The sequence below is a fragment of the Rhodococcus wratislaviensis genome (assembly GCF_900455735.1).
Classification (GTDB): Bacteria; Actinomycetota; Actinomycetes; order Mycobacteriales; family Mycobacteriaceae; genus Rhodococcus_F; species Rhodococcus_F wratislaviensis.
This window is the reverse complement of sequence record NZ_UAUI01000026.1, coordinates 228,144-246,336: the sequence shown is the minus strand read 5'-3', so window position 1 is coordinate 246,336 and position 18,193 is coordinate 228,144. Positions and strand designations below refer to the sequence as shown.

General features: G+C 63.1%; 12 protein-coding genes, 1 tRNA gene and 3 rRNA genes. 15 read left to right on the top strand and 1 reads right to left on the bottom strand.

Annotation, left to right across the window (positions count from 1 at the left end):
• Positions 1 to 4: 4 nt before the first annotated feature.
• Positions 5 to 2,368 carry a DEAD/DEAH box helicase gene (locus DTA22_RS31635; RefSeq protein ID WP_037228885.1) on the bottom strand — a complete coding sequence of 788 codons (2,364 nt, stop codon included), beginning with the start codon at positions 2,366 to 2,368 and terminating at the stop codon, positions 5 to 7.
• Between the two features lie 397 nt (positions 2,369 to 2,765).
• On the opposite strand from DTA22_RS31635, the gene DTA22_RS31630 reads away from it, so the two are divergent.
• The 15 genes from DTA22_RS31630 to ehuA all read left to right on the top strand — a co-directional run bounded on the left by DTA22_RS31630 (position 2,766) and on the right by ehuA (position 18,188).
• Positions 2,766 to 2,969 (top strand): cold-shock protein, encoded by a 204-nt coding sequence (locus DTA22_RS31630; RefSeq protein ID WP_005248460.1) that lies wholly within the window; start codon positions 2,766 to 2,768, stop codon positions 2,967 to 2,969.
• A 141-nt stretch (positions 2,970 to 3,110) separates the two neighbouring features.
• Positions 3,111 to 3,695, top strand: a complete 585-nt coding sequence (locus tag DTA22_RS31625; RefSeq protein ID WP_037228882.1) for a hypothetical protein — start codon at positions 3,111 to 3,113, stop codon at positions 3,693 to 3,695.
• A gap of 137 nt (positions 3,696 to 3,832) precedes the next feature.
• Positions 3,833 to 6,751: a type I DNA topoisomerase gene (gene topA / locus DTA22_RS31620; protein ID WP_112302057.1), complete on the top strand. Its 2,919-nt coding sequence runs from the start codon at positions 3,833 to 3,835 to the stop codon at positions 6,749 to 6,751.
• Between the two features lie 52 nt (positions 6,752 to 6,803).
• On the top strand, positions 6,804 to 8,018 hold the full coding sequence (locus tag DTA22_RS31615; protein WP_037228875.1) for a DNA polymerase III subunit delta': 1,215 nt from the start codon (positions 6,804 to 6,806) through the stop codon (positions 8,016 to 8,018).
• Between the two features lie 31 nt (positions 8,019 to 8,049).
• A tRNA-Thr gene (locus DTA22_RS31610) sits at positions 8,050 to 8,122 on the top strand.
• A gap of 138 nt (positions 8,123 to 8,260) precedes the next feature.
• Positions 8,261 to 8,698, top strand: coding sequence for a DUF2752 domain-containing protein (locus DTA22_RS31605; protein WP_112302056.1), 438 nt, complete (start codon positions 8,261 to 8,263; stop codon positions 8,696 to 8,698).
• A gap of 42 nt (positions 8,699 to 8,740) precedes the next feature.
• Positions 8,741 to 8,863, top strand: coding sequence for a hypothetical protein (locus DTA22_RS36910; protein ID WP_005248443.1), 123 nt, complete (start codon positions 8,741 to 8,743; stop codon positions 8,861 to 8,863).
• Between the two features lie 48 nt (positions 8,864 to 8,911).
• The gene (locus DTA22_RS31600) at positions 8,912 to 9,109 is read left to right on the top strand and encodes a hypothetical protein (RefSeq protein WP_005568355.1); all 198 of its coding nucleotides are present in this window, start codon (positions 8,912 to 8,914) and stop codon (positions 9,107 to 9,109) included.
• Positions 9,110 to 9,647: 538 nt separating this feature from the next.
• Positions 9,648 to 11,166, top strand: a 16S ribosomal RNA gene (locus DTA22_RS31595).
• Positions 11,167 to 11,517: 351 nt separating this feature from the next.
• Positions 11,518 to 14,652: ribosomal RNA gene (locus tag DTA22_RS31590) — 23S ribosomal RNA — on the top strand.
• 132 nt (positions 14,653 to 14,784) lie between these two features.
• Positions 14,785 to 14,901 (top strand): 5S ribosomal RNA (gene rrf / locus DTA22_RS31585).
• Together the 16S, 23S and 5S rRNA genes form the textbook arrangement of a ribosomal RNA operon.
• A 226-nt stretch (positions 14,902 to 15,127) precedes the next feature.
• Positions 15,128 to 16,012: an ectoine/hydroxyectoine ABC transporter substrate-binding protein EhuB gene (gene ehuB / locus DTA22_RS31580; protein ID WP_011596789.1), complete on the top strand. Its 885-nt coding sequence runs from the start codon at positions 15,128 to 15,130 to the stop codon at positions 16,010 to 16,012.
• A 22-nt stretch (positions 16,013 to 16,034) separates the two neighbouring features.
• Positions 16,035 to 16,766 (top strand): ectoine/hydroxyectoine ABC transporter permease subunit EhuC, encoded by a 732-nt coding sequence (ehuC, locus tag DTA22_RS31575; protein WP_112302055.1) that lies wholly within the window; start codon positions 16,035 to 16,037, stop codon positions 16,764 to 16,766.
• Positions 16,763 to 17,407: an ectoine/hydroxyectoine ABC transporter permease subunit EhuD gene (gene ehuD / locus DTA22_RS31570; RefSeq protein WP_112302054.1), complete on the top strand. Its 645-nt coding sequence runs from the start codon at positions 16,763 to 16,765 to the stop codon at positions 17,405 to 17,407. The genes ehuC and ehuD overlap by 4 nt, the downstream gene beginning before the upstream one ends.
• Before the next feature lie 19 nt (positions 17,408 to 17,426).
• A complete protein-coding gene (gene ehuA, locus DTA22_RS31565) occupies positions 17,427 to 18,188 on the top strand; it encodes an ectoine/hydroxyectoine ABC transporter ATP-binding protein EhuA (protein WP_112302053.1) in 762 nt (253 codons plus the stop codon).
• Positions 18,189 to 18,193: the final 5 nt, after the last annotated feature.

Below are 18,193 nucleotides of genomic sequence, written 5' to 3'. Positions count from 1 at the left end.
ACCCTCAGCCGAGCGAGTCGAGTACCGCCGTCAGGACCCGGATCGCGCCGTCCTTGTCGAGAGGGTCGTTGCCGTTTCCGCACTTCGGCGAGTACACGCAGGACGGGCACCCCGAGGTGCATTCGCACGATTCGATCGCTTCCCGGGTCGCGCCGAGCCAGCGGGTGAGTTCGGCGTGCCCGCGGTCGGCGAATCCGGCGCCGCCTGCGTGACCGTCGTAGACGAACACAGTGGGAAGTCCGGTGTCGGCGTGCAACGCCGTCGAGACCCCGCCGATGTCGCCTCGATCGCACACCGCGACAAGAGGCAGTAACCCGATTGCGGCGTGTTCGGCGGCGTGGAGCGAACCGGGCACGCGTTCGGCCGGAACACCCGCCTGCACCAGAAGTTCGGGTGTGACGGTGTACATCACCGCGCGGGTGGGGAGGGTCTGCCTCGGCATGTCCAGTTCCACTGCGTCGAGTATCTCGCCCGAAGACAGTCGTCGGAGGTATCCGATCACCTGATGGGTCACCTCGACCTCGACGAGCGCGACCTCGACGTCGCCGAACTGCTTCTGTTCGAGCACCGAGGTGACGGTGATCTCGGTGGTTTCGCGAGCCGACGTCGTCCAGTCCGGGTCTTCGGCGTGCACCAGGGCGAGTCCCTGGTCGAGGTCGAGTTCGTCGACGACGTACGACTCACCCTGGTGGATGTGGACGGCGCCGGGATGTGCCGTGGCAGGAGCGCGGCCGGTGTCGACGGTTCCGAGCATGCGTCCGGATTCCGACACGACAATTGCCACCTGAGTTCCGATTCCACCCCGGATATCCACTGCGCCATGAGGATTTGTGCCGGCGGTGACGAACCAACCGTGTGTGCGTCGGCGGATCAGGCCCTGCTCCGCCAGCTTCCCGAGTACCTCGATCGCCCCGAACGCCTCGGCCTCCGCGTCGGACAGCGGTAGTTCCATTGCCGCGCAGAGCAACTGCGGGCCGAGGACGTACGGATTGCTCGGGTCCGTGACAGTCGCCTCGACGGGCTTGTCGAGCAGCGCGGACGGGTGATGGACGAGGTAGGTGTCGAGGGGATCGTCCCGCGCGACCAGGACGACGAGCGACCCTTCGCCGCGTCGGCCGGACCGGCCTCCCTGTTGCCAGAACGACGCCACCGTGCCGGGGAACCCGGCGACCACGACGGCGTCGAGGCCGGCGATGTCTACGCCGAGTTCCAGCGCATTCGTCGTCGCCGCCCCCAGCAGCGTGCCGTCGGCGAGTGCGGTCTCGAGTTCACGACGATCCTCGGCGAGGTACCCGGCTCGATACGACGCGACTCGCGTCGCGAGTTCGGGATCGATATCCCCGAGTAGACGTTTGGTCGCCATCGCGGTCAGCTCCGCGCCCCGGCGGGAGCGCACGAAGGTGAGGGTGCGGGCCCCTTCGACCATCAGGTCGGCCATGATGCGCGCTGCCTCCGAACCGGCGGGCCGTCGAACGGGGCTTCCGTTCTCCCCGGTGACCTCCCGCATGAGCGGGGGTTCCCACAGCGCGACCGTCCGGGGGCCGTGTGGTGAACCGTCTTCCACGACCTCGGCGCAGGGCGCTCCGATCAGCCGCGACGCCGCCGCCCCGGGGTCCGCCGTGGTGGCGGACGCGAGGACGAAGACGGGATCGGCGCCGTACCGGGCCGCGATGCGCCGGAGCCGCCGCAGCACGAGCGCGACGTTCGAGCCGAAGACACCACGGTAGGAGTGGCATTCGTCGATCACCACGTAGGCCAGATTGCGGAAGAAGTGCGCCCATCGCTGATGGGTCCGGAGGAGGGAGATGTGCAGCATGTCGGGGTTCGTGAAGAGCCACCGCGAGTTCTCCCGTGCCCAGTGCCGCACCTCGAGTGGGGTGTCGCCGTCGAACGCGCACGGGCACACGCCCCGGAGGTCGTCCCCGGCATCCAGGACTTCCGAGTCGATGAGCGACGTCACGGCCCGCAGCTGGTCTGCGCCCAGTGCCTTGGTCGGCGAGAGGTAGAGGGCGGTCGCCCGCGGATCCGTTGCCAGAGTGGTGAGTACCGGAAGCTGGTAGGCCAGGGACTTGCCCGAGGCGGTGCCGGTCGACACCACGACGTTCGACCCGTGACGGGCCAGGTCGGCGGCGGCGGCCTGGTGCGTCCAGGGACGGGGGATCCCGTTCTCCTGCATGGCCCGGACGACGCTCGGGTGCGCCCACGCGGGCCATTCCGACAGCTGAGAAGTCCGGGCAGGCATTTCCGCGGCGAAAGTGAGCGGGTTTTCGTCCCGGGGGACACCCTCGAGGACTCGGTTCAGCAGCGCTCGGCCGTATGTTTCGCCCGTATTTCCACTGTCGTCACGTGGTGAAAACGGTGTGCTCACTGATGTCTCCGGGCTGTCGTAGGGGACGGGCGAGTAGCTTCCACACCGCCACGACCTGCGCATTTGATGATAACGAGTGCCCCTTCGGGGCTGTCGCGCGGGGTGCCGCGACCCCGGCGTCAATCCGCTGTTTCGCGCCTGTTCGCTACAAGATCAACTTTTTGTGTGAATTGTTCGGATTTCGACTGTTGCGTTCGCGGAGTTCATGGTTGACTACAACTGGTCGCAGCTTCTGTGTTCGTAGGCTTGAAAGAGTGAACGTTCGCAGGATCGATGTTGCGAACGCGGTGCTCTGCTTTTCCTGAGGGGGAAATCTAGAAGTACAGCGGTCGGAACCGGCCCGGTGGACTGTATGTGCTGTCCGCCGAATCCGGTGGTTAGAAAGAGAAGGAAAAGCATGGCACAGGGCACTGTGAAGTGGTTCAACGCGGAAAAGGGCTTCGGCTTCATCGCACCCGAAGACGGCTCCGCTGACGTCTTCGTTCACTACTCCGAGATCCAGGGCAGCGGTTTCCGCACCCTCGAGGAGAACCAGCGCGTGGAGTTCGAGGTCGGCCAGGGCACCAAGGGCCCCCAGGCCACCGGCGTTCGCGCAGTCTGATTCTGCCGTTCACATTCGTGAACACGTAAATCAGATAGGCGGGGTCCTCGTGGCCGCGTCTGATTCGTCCCCCATCGCCTGAGGCGGTGGGGGACGAGTCGTTTTCACGGCAACGGTGCCGTGGCAATAGGGGGTACTTCAGTGAGTCAGCTCTCCTTTTTCTCCGCAGAGGCGATGCCGCCGGCGGTCACCGACTTGTGCGGTCTACTCGCCGCGACGGGCCAGGTGGTCACATCGGCCGGGCGTGCGCGCATCTCGATCGTGGTGGACGCGCCGTGGCGGGCGGAGGCTATTGCAGAGCTGATCGCCCAGGCCGGACTCGAGGTCGAGATCACGCGCAGCGACGAGGGCAGCCCGCTCGTCCGCACCGCATCGGTCGTCGACTTGCGGCCGCTCGCGGACCAGTGGACGAGGGGAGCGGTCAAGGCGGTGCCCTCCGGCTGGGTGCCTTCGGGGCGTCAGCTGAGGGTGTGGGCACTCGCGTCGGGCAGGAGCGAAGCGGAGGGCGAGCGGTTCGTCCTCGGACTCGACCCGCACGCCCCGGATACCCACGCGCCGTTGGCTCAGGCATTGATGAGAGCAGGCATCGCGCCGACGCTGATCGGCACCCGTGGCTCCGGTCCGGGGCTCCGAATCTCGGGTCGGCGTAGGCTCGGCAGACTCGTCGAGAGCATCGGTGAGGCGCCCGGAAATTTGGACGACCGTACCGGTTGGCCCCACGTGTAGAGCCGCGTAGACGGTACTGATCTGCGAGGATGGGTTCCGGGTATGTCACTCTAGTAATAGGCGAACCGGGTATAAAAGGGTTTGTCTGCACAACTGTCGAGTGGCAGCGATCGACTTCAGGAAGGCTCGGGCTACAGGTGGCTAAAGGGGACAACGGCAGTGCACAGGGTGCGGCGGGAGCGTCCGGCCAGCCTCGCCGCCTCGTGATCGTCGAGTCGCCGACCAAGGCCCGCAAGATCGCCCCGTACCTCGGAAAGAACTACGTCGTCGAGGCGTCGGTCGGCCACATCCGCGACCTTCCACGCGGAGCCGCAGACGTCCCGGCCAAGTACAAGGGTGAGTCGTGGGCGCGGCTCGGCGTCAACGTCGACCATGATTTCGAACCGCTCTACGTGGTCAGTCCGGAGAAGAAGTCCAAGGTCACGGAGCTGAAAAGCCTCCTCAAGGACGCCGACGAACTCTTCCTCGCCACCGACCCCGACCGCGAGGGCGAAGCGATCGCCTGGCACCTCCTCGAGACGCTCAAACCGAAGATTCCGGTTCGCCGGATGGTCTTCCACGAGATCACCGAGCCGGCCATCCGCGCCGCGGCCGAGGACACCCGCGAACTCGACAACGACCTGGTCGACGCGCAGGAGACCCGCCGCATTCTCGACCGTCTGTACGGCTACGAGGTCAGCCCCGTGCTGTGGAAGAAGGTCATGCCGAGGCTGTCGGCAGGCCGCGTGCAGTCCGTCGCCACCCGCGTCATCGTGCAGCGGGAACGCGAGCGGATGGCGTTCCGCTCGGCGTCCTACTGGGACATCTCCGCCACCCTCGACGCCGGCGCCGAGGCCAGCCCCCGCAGTTTCGGGGCGCGCCTGGTGAGCGTCGACGGCTCCCGGGTGGCCACCGGCCGCGACTTCGGCGCGGACGGCCAGCTGAAGACGAGCACCGTCACGGTTCTGGACGAGGCGCGGGCGCAGCGTCTGGCCGAGTCCCTCGCCGGTGTCGACCTCACCGTCTCCTCCGCCGAGAGCAAGCCGTACACCCGCAAGCCGTACGCGCCGTTCATGACGTCGACGCTGCAGCAGGAGGCGGGCCGCAAGCTCCGCTTCACGTCCGAGCGGACCATGCGCATCGCGCAGCGGCTGTACGAGAACGGCTACATCACCTACATGCGTACCGACTCGACGACGCTGTCGTCGTCGGCGATCGCTGCCGCCCGCGCGCAGGCCACCGAGTTGTACGGCGCCGAGTACGTGCACGACACACCGCGCCAGTACACGCGCAAGGTCAAGAACGCGCAGGAGGCGCACGAGGCCATCCGCCCCGCCGGCGACGTGTTCCAGACCCCCGGTCAGCTGCATTCCCGCCTCGACACCGACGAGTTCCGTCTGTACGAGCTGATCTGGCAGCGCACCGTGGCGTCGCAGATGGCCGACGCGCGGGGCACGACGCTGACCCTGCGGATCACCGGAACCGCGGGCACCGGCGAGGAGTGCACCTTCTCCGCATCGGGCCGCACCATCACGTTCGCCGGGTTCCTGAAGGCCTACGTGGAGAGCGTCGACGAGGAGGCCGGCGGCCAGTCCGACGACGCCGAGTCGCGCCTGCCGGTGCTCGTCGAGGGTCAGGCGGTCACCGCCACCAAACTCGATCCCGACGGTCACACCACCAACCCGCCCGCCCGCTACACCGAGGCGAGCCTGATCAAGACCCTCGAAGAACTGGGCATCGGCCGCCCGTCCACGTATTCGTCGATCATCAAGACGATTCTCGATCGCGGATACGTCTACAAGCGCGGCAGCGCGCTGGTCCCGTCCTGGGTGGCGTTCGCCGTCATCGGCCTCCTCGAGATGCACTTCGGGCGGTTGGTCGACTTCGACTTCACCGCCGGGATGGAAGACGATCTCGACGCGATCGCCGGTGGCCGCGAACAGCGCGGCAACTGGCTGAGCAGTTTCTACTTCGGCGGCGATCACGGCGCCGAGGGTTCGGTTGCCCGTGAGGGCGGCCTGAAGAAGATGGTCGGCGTCAACCTCGAGGAGATCGATGCTCGCGAGGTCAACTCGATCAGGCTCTTCGACGACGCCGAGGGACGGGAAGTGCACGTCCGGGTCGGACGGTTCGGTCCGTACCTCGAGCGGATGGTCCAGAACCCGGACGACCCCGAGGGCGACCTCATCTCCCAGCGGGCCAACCTGCCCGACGACCTTCCGCCGGACGAGCTGACACCGGAGTACGCGGAGAAGCTCTTTTCGACTCCGCAGGAGGGCCGCAAGCTGGGCGTCGACCCGCTCACCGGGCACGAGATCGTCGCGAAGGAGGGCCGCTTCGGCCCGTACGTCACAGAGATCCTTCCCGAGCCGGAACCGGAGCCCGAACCGGCAGTGGTGCCGGTGACCGACGAATCGGGCGACGGGACGACCAAGACGAAGACGGCAGCCAAGAAGGCGCCGGCGAAGAAGGCGGCGAAGAAGGCCACCGGTCCGAAGCCGCGGACGGGCTCGCTGCTCAAGTCGATGGACTTGGCGACGGTGACCCTCGACGACGCCCTCAAGCTGCTGTCGCTGCCGCGGGTGGTGGGTGTCGATCCGGAGTCCAAGGAAGAGATCACCGCGCAGAACGGTCGCTACGGCCCGTATCTGAAGAAGGGGACGGATTCGCGGTCCCTCGCCACCGAGGACCAGATGTTCACGGTGACCCTCGACGAGGCTCTGAAGATCTACGCGGAGCCCAAGCGCCGCGGACGTCAGGCCGCCGCCACCCCGCCACTGCGTGAGCTGGGTGTCGACTCGGTCAGCGAGAAGCCGATGGTGATCAAGGACGGCCGGTTCGGGCCGTACGTGACCGACGGTGAAACCAACGCCAGCCTCCGCAAGGGCGACGAGGTGGAGTCCATCACCGACGCCCGCGCTTCGGAATTGCTGGCGGATCGGCGTGCCCGCGGTCCCGTCAAGAAGAAGGCCGCCGCGAAGAAGGCGCCCGCCAAGAAGGCCGCAAAGAAGACCGCCGCCAAGAAGGCGCCGGCCAAGAAAGCGGCCGCGAAGAAGGCAGCGGACAAGAAGGCGTGAGCCGGTACCTCGGGCCGGCCGGGTTGTCGCACGTGCCGGTTAGGCTGGCGCGGTGACGGTATTCGACCGGTTGGTGGGCCAGGAGGACGTCGAGGCCGAGCTGACGGCCGCGGCGACTGCCGCCCGTCGTGGAGTCGGTGCGATGGGCTCCTCGATGACGCATTCGTGGCTGTTCACGGGCCCGCCCGGATCGGGTAGGTCGGTGGCCGCGCAATGTTTCGCCGCCGCACTCCAATGCACCAGCGACGGCGTGCCCGGCTGCGGCGTGTGCCACGCCTGCACTACCGCGATGGCCGGTACCCACGGAGACGTCCGGCAGGTCGTCCCCGAGGGCCTGAGCATCAGCGTCAAGGAAATGCGCGCCATCGTGCAGACCGCCGCTCGCCGGCCGAGCACGGGGCGTTGGCAGATCGTGGTCGTCGAGGACGCGGACCGGCTCACCGAGGGTGCGGCCAACGCTCTCCTGAAAGTGGTGGAGGAGCCGCCGGACCGCACCGTGTTCCTGTTGTGTGCGCCCTCCGTCGACCCGCAGGACATCTCCGTGACGCTGCGGTCGCGCTGCCGGCACATCCATCTCGTGACCCCGTCGGCCGACTCCATCGCCAAGGTCCTGCGCGAGCGGGACGGCCTGGACCCCGCCGATGCGCAGCTGGCCGCCTCGATCAGCGGCGGTCACGTCGGGCGCGCCCGACGTCTCGCGACGGATCTCAATGCCAAGGTGCGCCGTAAGGACGCTCTGGATCTCGCCGTCGCGGCGCTGCGGCCCGCCACCGCGTTCGCCGCGGCCGAGGAACTCGTGCGTTCCGCCGACGCGGAGGCGAAGGAGATGAGCGCGTCCAGGGACGAGCAGGAGACCGAGGAATTGCGCACCGCGCTGGGGGCGGGCGGCACCGGCAAGGGTGCGGCCGGAGCTCTGCGAGGTTCGGCCGGCGTGCTGAAGGATCTCGAGAAGCGCCAGAAGTCCCGGGCCACTCGCACGGGCCGTGACGCACTCGACCGTGCATTGATCGATCTGGCCGGCCTCTACCGCGACGCGCTTGCCGTCGCATGGAAATCGAACGCGGCCGCGAACCACCCGGACATGGCGGATCGGGCGGCCGACCTCGCCTCGCGGACAACCCCGGAAGGGCTCCTGAAGTGCATCGAAGCCATCCTCGAGTGCCGCGAAGCGATCACCGTCAATGTCAAACCGCAGTGGGCTGTCGACGCCATGGTGGCCACACTCGGCGACGCGTTCAGGGAGCCGTTTTCGCATACTCGGGGTTGAGGCGCTAGACTCGCCACCGCCGAAAGGCACCGCTGCCTTAGCTCAGTCGGTAGAGCATTTCACTCGTAATGAAAAGGTCGAGAGTTCGATTCTCTCAGGCAGCTCAGCGGTTCTCTGGCCCTTCCCGATCAGTCGGGAAGGGCCAGAGTCGTCTCCGGGATCGTTCACGTGATGCGGGGACGGTGTCACCGAGGACCAGAGCGCAGGCACCGGAGACCGGGAGAATCGTGAACACTGGAGCCGTGGATACTCAGAACGGAACTCCGACGACGCCGGCGGTCGGTGTGCGCGCACTCGGCGCACCCGCCGCTGTAGCCGCCGGCGCCGTTCTCGCCGCCACGATCCTCCACTTCCGTGATCCGCATCAGCCCGGTTCGTACGGCTTCTGTCCGGTCTACGCCCTGACCGGGTGGTGGTGCCCGGCCTGTGGCGGACTGAGGGCCGTGCACGACCTCACCAACCTCGACATCGGCGCGGCTGTGGCCGGCAATGTTCTCATCGTCCCGTTCATCGCGGTGATGGTGTTCGCCTGGATCGGATGGGCACGTCGCCGATGGCGAGGGAAACGCGATCGCACGATCGTGTTCGGTCCGCGAGTGACAGTCGGTGTGCTCATTTTCCTTGCGGCGTTTACCGTCACCAGGAACACATCTTGGGGAAGCTGGCTCGCGCCGGCCTGACACCTGGTCGCCGCGGGCACGAAACAGAGAGTCGGTTCACAGATGGCAATGCAGGTCTTTTCGTTGATCGCGATCCTGGGCGCGCTGATCGTCCTCATTCCGACCGCGCTGCGAGTCTTCGGCAAGAGCGACAACGTGAAGGCTCCGGACGAGACCGAGGAGTGAGTTCGGTGCACTCTCGACAACCCACCGCCGCGCGGTCATGATTTCGATATGAGCGATTCGCTGAAGGACCGGGTGCGCGAGAAGCTGTTGCGTCAGCTGGCCGAGGACGGGGGGCACCCAGTCCAGGAGGCGGAGGGGGACGATCCACGATTGGTTTCCATCGACGCCGACCTCGCGGCTTTGGAGCAGGCCTCGGACGGTGATGTGGTGATCGAGGAGCTGGCTGCCAAGTACTGGGTGCCCTGAATCGCCGGTTTCACGCGGTTGACCTGGCGATTTGGTGTTCTTGTTTCCCTTCGCGTAACTTATTCCAGGTCAGAGCGACACGGACACCGACCCCGGCCGGAAGGCGGGGGACACGAGGTTGGACGAAGGCGCCTGGTACATCGGAGGTTCACCGTCGTGTACGGTGGTGCTTCCATCCCGGTTAGATTCTGATCAGCGTCTCGGCTTGCGCCGGTGAGGCTGGTAGGATAAGATGGAACGGTTGCCCCGGAGCGGCCGAAGTTGAGACTTCGGTAGTGATGGTGTGTGCGTGTTCTTTGAGAACTCAACAGTGTGTCGATGAATGTCAGTGCCAAATGTTTTTGGTACTCCGCATCACGGATTGCTTTCGGGGCCTTCGGGTTTCGGGGTGTTGGTGGTGTGGGTATTTGCTGGCTCTTCTCCTTCTTCCGTCGGAGGGGGGTCAGTGTTTGAAATGCTAGTTTGAGTTTTTGATTGCTAGTGATTTGACTCGATGTCTATGACTGATTGGCAGGTTCGCCTGTGAAATCTAGAGTCTTCAACGGAGAGTTTGATCCTGGCTCAGGACGAACGCTGGCGGCGTGCTTAACACATGCAAGTCGAGCGGTAAGGCCCTTCGGGGTACACGAGCGGCGAACGGGTGAGTAACACGTGGGTGATCTGCCCTGCACTTCGGGATAAGCCTGGGAAACTGGGTCTAATACCGGATATGACCTTCGGCTGCATGGCTGAGGGTGGAAAGGTTTACTGGTGCAGGATGGGCCCGCGGCCTATCAGCTTGTTGGTGGGGTAATGGCCTACCAAGGCGACGACGGGTAGCCGACCTGAGAGGGTGACCGGCCACACTGGGACTGAGACACGGCCCAGACTCCTACGGGAGGCAGCAGTGGGGAATATTGCACAATGGGCGAAAGCCTGATGCAGCGACGCCGCGTGAGGGATGACGGCCTTCGGGTTGTAAACCTCTTTCAGCAGGGACGAAGCGAAAGTGACGGTACCTGCAGAAGAAGCACCGGCCAACTACGTGCCAGCAGCCGCGGTAATACGTAGGGTGCAAGCGTTGTCCGGAATTACTGGGCGTAAAGAGCTCGTAGGCGGTTTGTCGCGTCGTCTGTGAAAACTCGAGGCTCAACCTCGAGCTTGCAGGCGATACGGGCAGACTTGAGTACTGCAGGGGAGACTGGAATTCCTGGTGTAGCGGTGAAATGCGCAGATATCAGGAGGAACACCGGTGGCGAAGGCGGGTCTCTGGGCAGTAACTGACGCTGAGGAGCGAAAGCGTGGGTAGCGAACAGGATTAGATACCCTGGTAGTCCACGCCGTAAACGGTGGGCGCTAGGTGTGGGTTTCCTTCCACGGGATCCGTGCCGTAGCTAACGCATTAAGCGCCCCGCCTGGGGAGTACGGCCGCAAGGCTAAAACTCAAAGGAATTGACGGGGGCCCGCACAAGCGGCGGAGCATGTGGATTAATTCGATGCAACGCGAAGAACCTTACCTGGGTTTGACATATACCGGAAAGCCGTAGAGATACGGCCCCCCTTGTGGTCGGTATACAGGTGGTGCATGGCTGTCGTCAGCTCGTGTCGTGAGATGTTGGGTTAAGTCCCGCAACGAGCGCAACCCTTGTCTTATGTTGCCAGCACGTAATGGTGGGGACTCGTAAGAGACTGCCGGGGTCAACTCGGAGGAAGGTGGGGACGACGTCAAGTCATCATGCCCCTTATGTCCAGGGCTTCACACATGCTACAATGGCCGGTACAGAGGGCTGCGATACCGTGAGGTGGAGCGAATCCCTTAAAGCCGGTCTCAGTTCGGATCGGGGTCTGCAACTCGACCCCGTGAAGTCGGAGTCGCTAGTAATCGCAGATCAGCAACGCTGCGGTGAATACGTTCCCGGGCCTTGTACACACCGCCCGTCACGTCATGAAAGTCGGTAACACCCGAAGCCGGTGGCCTAACCCCTTGTGGGAGGGAGCCGTCGAAGGTGGGATCGGCGATTGGGACGAAGTCGTAACAAGGTAGCCGTACCGGAAGGTGCGGCTGGATCACCTCCTTTCTAAGGAGCACATCTCCAGCAGGAGATCAACACAGGTTGATTTCTCCTCTGGCAGAGACTGTTTCGTTCCCACATGTGGAACGGCAGACGCTCATGGGTGGAACACTGACACACATTCTTTTCACTGCTGCCGGCCCGAGTGCCGGTGGGAGAAGAGTTATATCGATGCACTGTTGGGTCCTGAGAGAACACGTAAGTGTTTCCTCTACAGGAAAGTGACGACAAGCAAGCACTGCAGGTCATACCGCAGGAGGGCGTGCCCGTGAGGGTGTGTTTTTTCTGGTCTGGTGTCTGTGTGGGTGGTTGGTTGTGTGTTGTTTGAGAACTGCACAGTGGACGCGAGCATCTTTGTTGTAAGTAATGAAGAGCGTACGGTGGATGCCTTGGCACCAGGAGCCGATGAAGGACGTAGGAGGCTGCGATAAGCCTCGGGGAGCTGTCAACCGAGCTGAGATCCGAGGATGTCCGAATGGGGAAACCCAGCACGAGTGATGTCGTGTTACCCGCACCTGAATATATAGGGTGTGTGGAGGGAACGTGGGGAAGTGAAACATCTCAGTACCCACAGGAAGAGAAAACAATAGTGATTCCGTGAGTAGTGGCGAGCGAAAGCGGAAGAGGCTAAACCATGGATGTGTGATAGCCGGCAGGTGTTGCATTCGTGGGGTTGTGGGGTTCATCTTGTCAATGCTGCCGTGTTGGCCGACAGTAAGAAATCATTGTGTTAGTGGAAGTGGTCTGGAACGGCCTGTCGTAGAGGGTGAGAGTCCCGTACACGAAAACATGATGACTGTCGTGATGGAAACCCAAGTAGCACCGGGCCCGTGAAATCTGGTGTGAATCTGTCGGGACCACCCGATAAGCCTGAATACTCCCTGGTGACCGATAGCGGACTAGTACCGTGAGGGAAAGGTGAAAAGTACCCCGGGAGGGGAGTGAAATAGTACCTGAAACCGTGCGCTTACAATCCGTCAAAGCCTTCGAGCAGCTTGCTGCTGGGGGTGATGGCGTGCCTTTTGAAGAATGAGCCTGCGAGTTAGTGGCATGTCGCGAGGTTAACCCGTGTGGGGTAGCCGTAGCGAAAGCGAGTCCGAATAGGGCGTTGTAGTGGCATGTTCTAGACCCGAAGCGGAGTGATCTACCCATGGCCAGGTTGAAGCGACGGTAAGACGTCGTGGAGGACCGAACCCACTTAGGTTGAAAACTGAGGGGATGAGCTGTGGGTAGGGGTGAAAGGCCAATCAAACTCCGTGATAGCTGGTTCTCCCCGAAATGCATTTAGGTGCAGCGTCGCGTGTTTCTCACCGGAGGTAGAGCTACTGGATGGTCTAGGGGGCCCACAAGCTTACCGAAATCAGCCAAACTCCGAATGCCGGTGAGTGAGAGCGCGGCAGTGAGACTGCGGGCGATAAGGTTCGTAGTCGAGAGGGAAACAGCCCAGATCGCCAGCTAAGGTCCCTAAGCGTGTACTAAGTGGAAAAGGATGTGGGGTCGCGAAGACAACCAGGAGGTTGGCTTAGAAGCAGCCACCCTTGAAAGAGTGCGTAATAGCTCACTGGTCAAGTGATCCTGCGCCGACAATGTAGCGGGGCTCAAGTACACCACCGAAGCTGCGGCATTCACACAATGCACCCCCTTGATTCTGCGGAGTCTTGGGCAGTGGTGTGGATGGGTAGGGGAGCGTCGTGTGGCCATGGAAGCGGCGGGGTGACCCAGCCGTGGAGGCCACACGAGTGAGAATGCAGGCATGAGTAGCGAAAGACGAGTGAGAAACTCGTCCGCCGAATGACCAAGGGTTCCTGGGCCAGGTTAATCCGCCCAGGGTGAGTCGGGACCTAAGACGAGGCCGACAGGCGTAGCCGATGGACAACGGGTTGATATTCCCGTACCCGTGTGAACGCGCCCCTGGTGAATCAGTGATACTAACCATCCTGAAGCGTCCTTACGCCCCTTCGGGGGCCCTGGATGTGGATGCATGGGACCTGATCTGGTAGTAGCCAAGCGATGGGGTGACGCAGGAAGGTAGCTGAGCCAGTCAGTGGTAATACTGGTGTAAGCCTGTAGGGCGAATGGTAGGCAAATCCGCCATTCATTAAGCCTGAGAGGTGACGCATAGCCGAATGAGGCGAATTCAGTGATCCTATGCTGCCGAGAAAAGCCTCTAGCGAGCTTTCACACGGCCCGTACCCCAAACCGACACAGGTGGTCAGGTAGAGAATACTAAGGCGATCGAGATAACTATGGTTAAGGAACTCGGCAAAATGCCCCCGTAACTTCGGGAGAAGGGGGGCCTCGTCCGGTGATCACTCTTGCAGTGTGAGCTGGGTGGGGCCGCAGAGACCAGTGAGAAGCGACTGTTTACTAAAAACACAGGTCCGTGCGAAGTCGTAAGACGATGTATACGGACTGACGCCTGCCCGGTGCTGGAAGGTTAAGAGGACCGGTTAGCCACTTCGGTGGCGAAGCTGAGAATTTAAGCCCCAGTAAACGGCGGTGGTAACTATAACCATCCTAAGGTAGCGAAATTCCTTGTCGGGTAAGTTCCGACCTGCACGAATGGCGTAACGACTTCTCAGCTGTCTCAACCATAGACTCGGCGAAATTGCATTACGAGTAAAGATGCTCGTTACGCGCGGCAGGACGAAAAGACCCCGGGACCTTCACTACAGCTTGGTATTGGTGTTCGGTTCGGTTTGTGTAGGATAGGTGGGAGACTGTGAAGCGCTCACGCCAGTGAGTGTGGAGTCGTTGTTGAAATACCACTCTGATCGTATTGGACCTCTAACCTCGGACCATGATCTGGTTCAGGGACAGTGCCTGGTGGGTAGTTTAACTGGGGCGGTTGCCTCCCAAAATGTAACGGAGGCGCCCAAAGGTTCCCTCAGCCTGGTTGGCAATCAGGTGTCGAGTGCAAGTGCACAAGGGAGCTTGACTGTGAGACTGACAGGTCGAGCAGGGACGAAAGTCGGGACTAGTGATCCGGCACCGGCAAGTGGAAGCGGTGTCGCTCAACGGATAAAAGGTACCCCGGGGATAACAGGCTGATCTTCCCCAAGAGTCCATATCGACGGGATGGTTTGGCACCTCGATGTCGGCTCGTCGCATCCTGGGGCTGGAGTAGGTCCCAAGGGTTGGGCTGTTCGCCCATTAAAGCGGCACGCGAGCTGGGTTTAGAACGTCGTGAGACAGTTCGGTCTCTATCCGCCGCGCGCGTTAGAAACTTGAGGAAGGCTGTCCCTAGTACGAGAGGACCGGGACGGACGAACCTCTGGTGTGCCAGTTGTTCCACCAGGAGCACCGCTGGTTAGCTACGTTCGGAAGGGATAACCGCTGAAAGCATCTAAGCGGGAAGCCTGTTCCAAGATGAGGTTTCTCACCCCCTCGAGGGGGTAAGGCCCCCGGCAGACCACCGGGTTGATAGGCCAGAACTGGAAGTCCGGTAACGGATGCAGGTGACTGGTACTAATAGGCCGAGGACTTACCACAAAGAAGCTACGCGTCCACTGTGCAGTATCTGAAACAACACACACGTTTCAGAACAGAAGAAAGAAGAACACCACCAACAACACCGGTTGTTGTGTGTCTTCGCTGATGTTCCGTGTGACAGTTTCATAGAGTTACGGCGGCCATAGCGGAGGGGAAACGCCCGGTCCCATTCCGAACCCGGAAGCTAAGCCCTCCAGCGCCGATGGTACTGCACCCGACAGGGTGTGGGAGAGTAGGACACCGCCGAACATCCGTTACCGAAAGCCCCCCAACCTTGTTGGGGGGCTTTCGGCATTCCCGGAGACTTCGCCGACCGCGACTTTGATAACGCTGCGGTAACGTCCCCCCGGTTCCCCTATGGCAGATCCTTCGCCTGCGTAACGTGGCCCGGGCAGATCCGTTGGGATCGTGCCGTGCGGTGCGCGTCCTCCCGGATCACCCGAGGTGACGAAGGGAATCTGTGGTGACGAGCACGATGTCGAAACAACGTCCGGCGGTCAGAGCGGCTGTCGCCTTCGCAGGCATGATGGTGGCCGCCGGCTCCCTGGCGGGGTGCACGAAAACCGACACGACCAGTGGCGGATCGCTCCTCCAGCAACTGCAGGACAGCGGAACGGTCACCGTCGGCTTCGCCGGCGAGGCGCCGTACAGCTTCGAGCAGGATGGTCAGTTGACCGGCGCCACCGTGGCCCTGCACCGCGAGATCTTCAAGAACCTGGGCATCGACAACGTCGAGGGCGTGAGCACCGACTTCGGAGCGCTCATTCCCGGACTGCAGGCCCGCCGCTTCGACGTCGTCAGCGCCGGAATGTCGATCCTCCCGCAGCGGTGCGAGCAGGCAGCGTTCAGTGAGCCGGAGTTCAACTACACGACCGCACTGATGGTGCCGAAGGGCAATCCCGCGAAGCTCACCGATATGCAGTCGGTGCAGCAGAGTGGGGTGCGGATGGCCGCGATGACCGGGGCGATCGAATCGGACTACGCGCAGCAACTCGGGATCGATGCGATGCAGGTGGCGTCGCCGCAAGACGGAATGGACGCCGTCGCCAACGGGCGAGCGGATGTCTTTGCGCTCACCGGGATCTCACTGAACTGGCTGGCGCAGAACAACCCGCAGGCCCCGGTGGAAGTGACGAATTCCTTCGTCGCCGAGATCGACGGGGTACCCCAGGTCGGTGCCGGCGGCACGGTCTTCCGCAAGGAAGACACCGAGTTGCGGGACGCCTACAACGCCGAACTGGCCAAGATCACCTCCGACAAGGACAAGTACCTTTCCATCGTCGGACCGTTCGGATTCACCGCGGAGGAACTGCCCGATCCGAACCTGACGACCGCCAAACTCTGCGGCGGCGCCGGCTGATCGTCGTAGAGGTCTACTGCCTGTGAAGGGGAATATCGACGCCCTGCTGGATGCGTGGCCGAGCATCCAGGAAGGCATCGTCGTCACACTCCAGCTGACGGCAGGCGGCGCCCTCCTCGCGTTCGTACTCGCGCTCGCGCTCGGGTTGGCCGCCCGTGCGCACAGCATCGTGATCAGGGGATCGGCTCGCGCGTTCATCGAATTCTTCCGGGGAACTTCGCTGTTGGTGCAGCTCTTCTGGCTGTTCTACGTGGTTCCGCTGTTCGGCTACCTCATCGACCCGGTGCTCTGCGGGATCCTTGCGCTGGGGCTGAACTACGGCGCCTACGGTGCCGAGGTGGTGCGCGGCGCGATCAACTCGGTGCCGCAATCGCAGTGGGAAGCGGCCACGGCACTGGACTTCAGTCACTGGCAGCGGTTACGCCGGGTGGTCTTCCCCCAGGCCTGGGCCGAGATGATTCCTCCGCTGACGAACCTTCTGATCCAGCTCCTCAAGGGCACGGCCCTCGCGAGCTATATCCTGCTGCAGGACTTGACCTTCGAAATCGACCAACTCCGGCAGACGACCGGAAACACCCTCTTCGCGTTCGGCGTCGGGCTCGTCATCTACTTCGTCATCGGCTACGTGCTGACACTGGTGATGAACGCACTGGAGGTGCGGGCGAAGAACCGCCTCGGCACGGGGCCGTCCCTGCGTGAGATCTTCAGCCTCGCGCCCTCCGATCCGCGGGGACTGGAGGCGGCGAAGCAATGAGCGTCCAGTGGAGTTGGGATCGCGCATTCGAGGCACTGCCCGTGCTGCTCGACGGTTTCAAGATCACCCTGATCGCGACCGTTCTCGGGTTCCTGATCTCGGTCATTCTGGGACTCGTCATCGCGTTGATCCGGCAGGCCGCACCGCGGTGGGTGAGTGTCCCGGTCCGCGCGGTCAGCGAGTTCATCCGGCTGACCCCGCTCGTCGTGCAACTGCTGTTCGTGTACTACACGTTCACCGGACTGTCGCCGCTGCAGATCGGTGTCGTCGTACTCGGAATCCACTATTCGACGTACATGGCCGAGGTGTACCGGGCGGGTATCGAAGCGGTGCCCGTCGGCCAGTGGGAGGCGGCGCGGGCGTTGTCCATCGCGCCCACTCGGACGTGGCGGGCGATCATCCTGCCGCAGGCCATCCGCCGCGTCGTCCCGGCGCTGGGCAACTATGCCGTGTCGATGTTCAAGGACACCCCGTTCCTGTTCGCCATCACGGTGGTGGAGATGGTGACGGCCGCGCAGCAGTTCGGCGCCCGGCATTTCCAATACCTTGAACCATTGACGCTGGCGGGTGTGATCTTCCTGGTCGCCAGCTATCCGACGTCCCTGCTCATACGGCGATTGGAGAGACGTCTTGCCCGATGACGCGAGCACAGCAACCCCGATGATCCGATTCGACGACGTCGTGAAGCAGTTCGGCGACCACGTAGTGCTCGACCACCTGGACTTCCAGGTCGCGCGCGGCGACCGGGTGACCCTGATCGGTCCGAGCGGTTCGGGCAAGACGACGATCCTGCGACTGCTCATGACCCTCGAGAAGGTGAACGACGGCGTCATCTGGGTGGACGGGACACCTCTGACGCACGAGGAGAAGGGAAGCAAACTCGTGCCGGCGTCGGAGAAGTACGTGCGCCGGATACGACGCCGGATCGGCATGGTCTTCCAGCAGTTCAACCTGTTCCCCAACATGAACGTCATCGAGAACATCACCGAGGCGCCGATCCATGTGCTCGGGATGGACAAGGCCGCGGCCGTGCAGCGGGCACGCGAGTTACTCGAGACGGTCGGTCTTTCGGACAAGGAGACCGCGCACCCGACGCAACTGTCCGGCGGCCAGCAGCAACGGGTCGCGATCGCGAGGGCGCTGGCCATGGATCCCGACATTCTGCTGCTCGACGAGGTCACGTCGGCGCTGGATCCGGAGTTGGTGGCGGACGTCCTCGACGTGCTGAGGAACGTCGCGCGCACCACGGACATCACGATGCTGATCGTCACGCACGAGATGCAGTTCGCGCGGGACGTGTCGAACCGGGTGATGATGTTCGACGCCGGGCGGATCGTGGAGGAAGGCGACCCGGCAACGATCTTCACTGCGCCGAAGAACGAGCGGACCAAGACCTTCCTGAAGGCCGTGCTGGCCGACTGATTCCC

Excerpts from the sequence above, each read along its gene's own strand:
- DTA22_RS36910 (WP_005248443.1), top strand. The coding sequence starts at position 8,741 with ATGGCAATGCAGGTCTTTTCGTTGATCGCGATCCTGGGCGCGCTGATC.
- ehuB (WP_011596789.1), top strand. The coding sequence starts at position 15,128 with ATGTCGAAACAACGTCCGGCGGTCAGAGCGGCTGTCGCCTTCGCAGGC.
- DTA22_RS31630 (WP_005248460.1), top strand. The coding sequence starts at position 2,766 with ATGGCACAGGGCACTGTGAAGTGGTTCAACGCGGAAAAGGGCTTCGGC.
- ehuD (WP_112302054.1), top strand. The coding sequence starts at position 16,763 with ATGAGCGTCCAGTGGAGTTGGGATCGCGCATTCGAGGCACTGCCCGTG.
- DTA22_RS31600 (WP_005568355.1), top strand. The coding sequence starts at position 8,912 with ATGAGCGATTCGCTGAAGGACCGGGTGCGCGAGAAGCTGTTGCGTCAG.
- ehuA (WP_112302053.1), top strand. The coding sequence starts at position 17,427 with ATGATCCGATTCGACGACGTCGTGAAGCAGTTCGGCGACCACGTAGTG.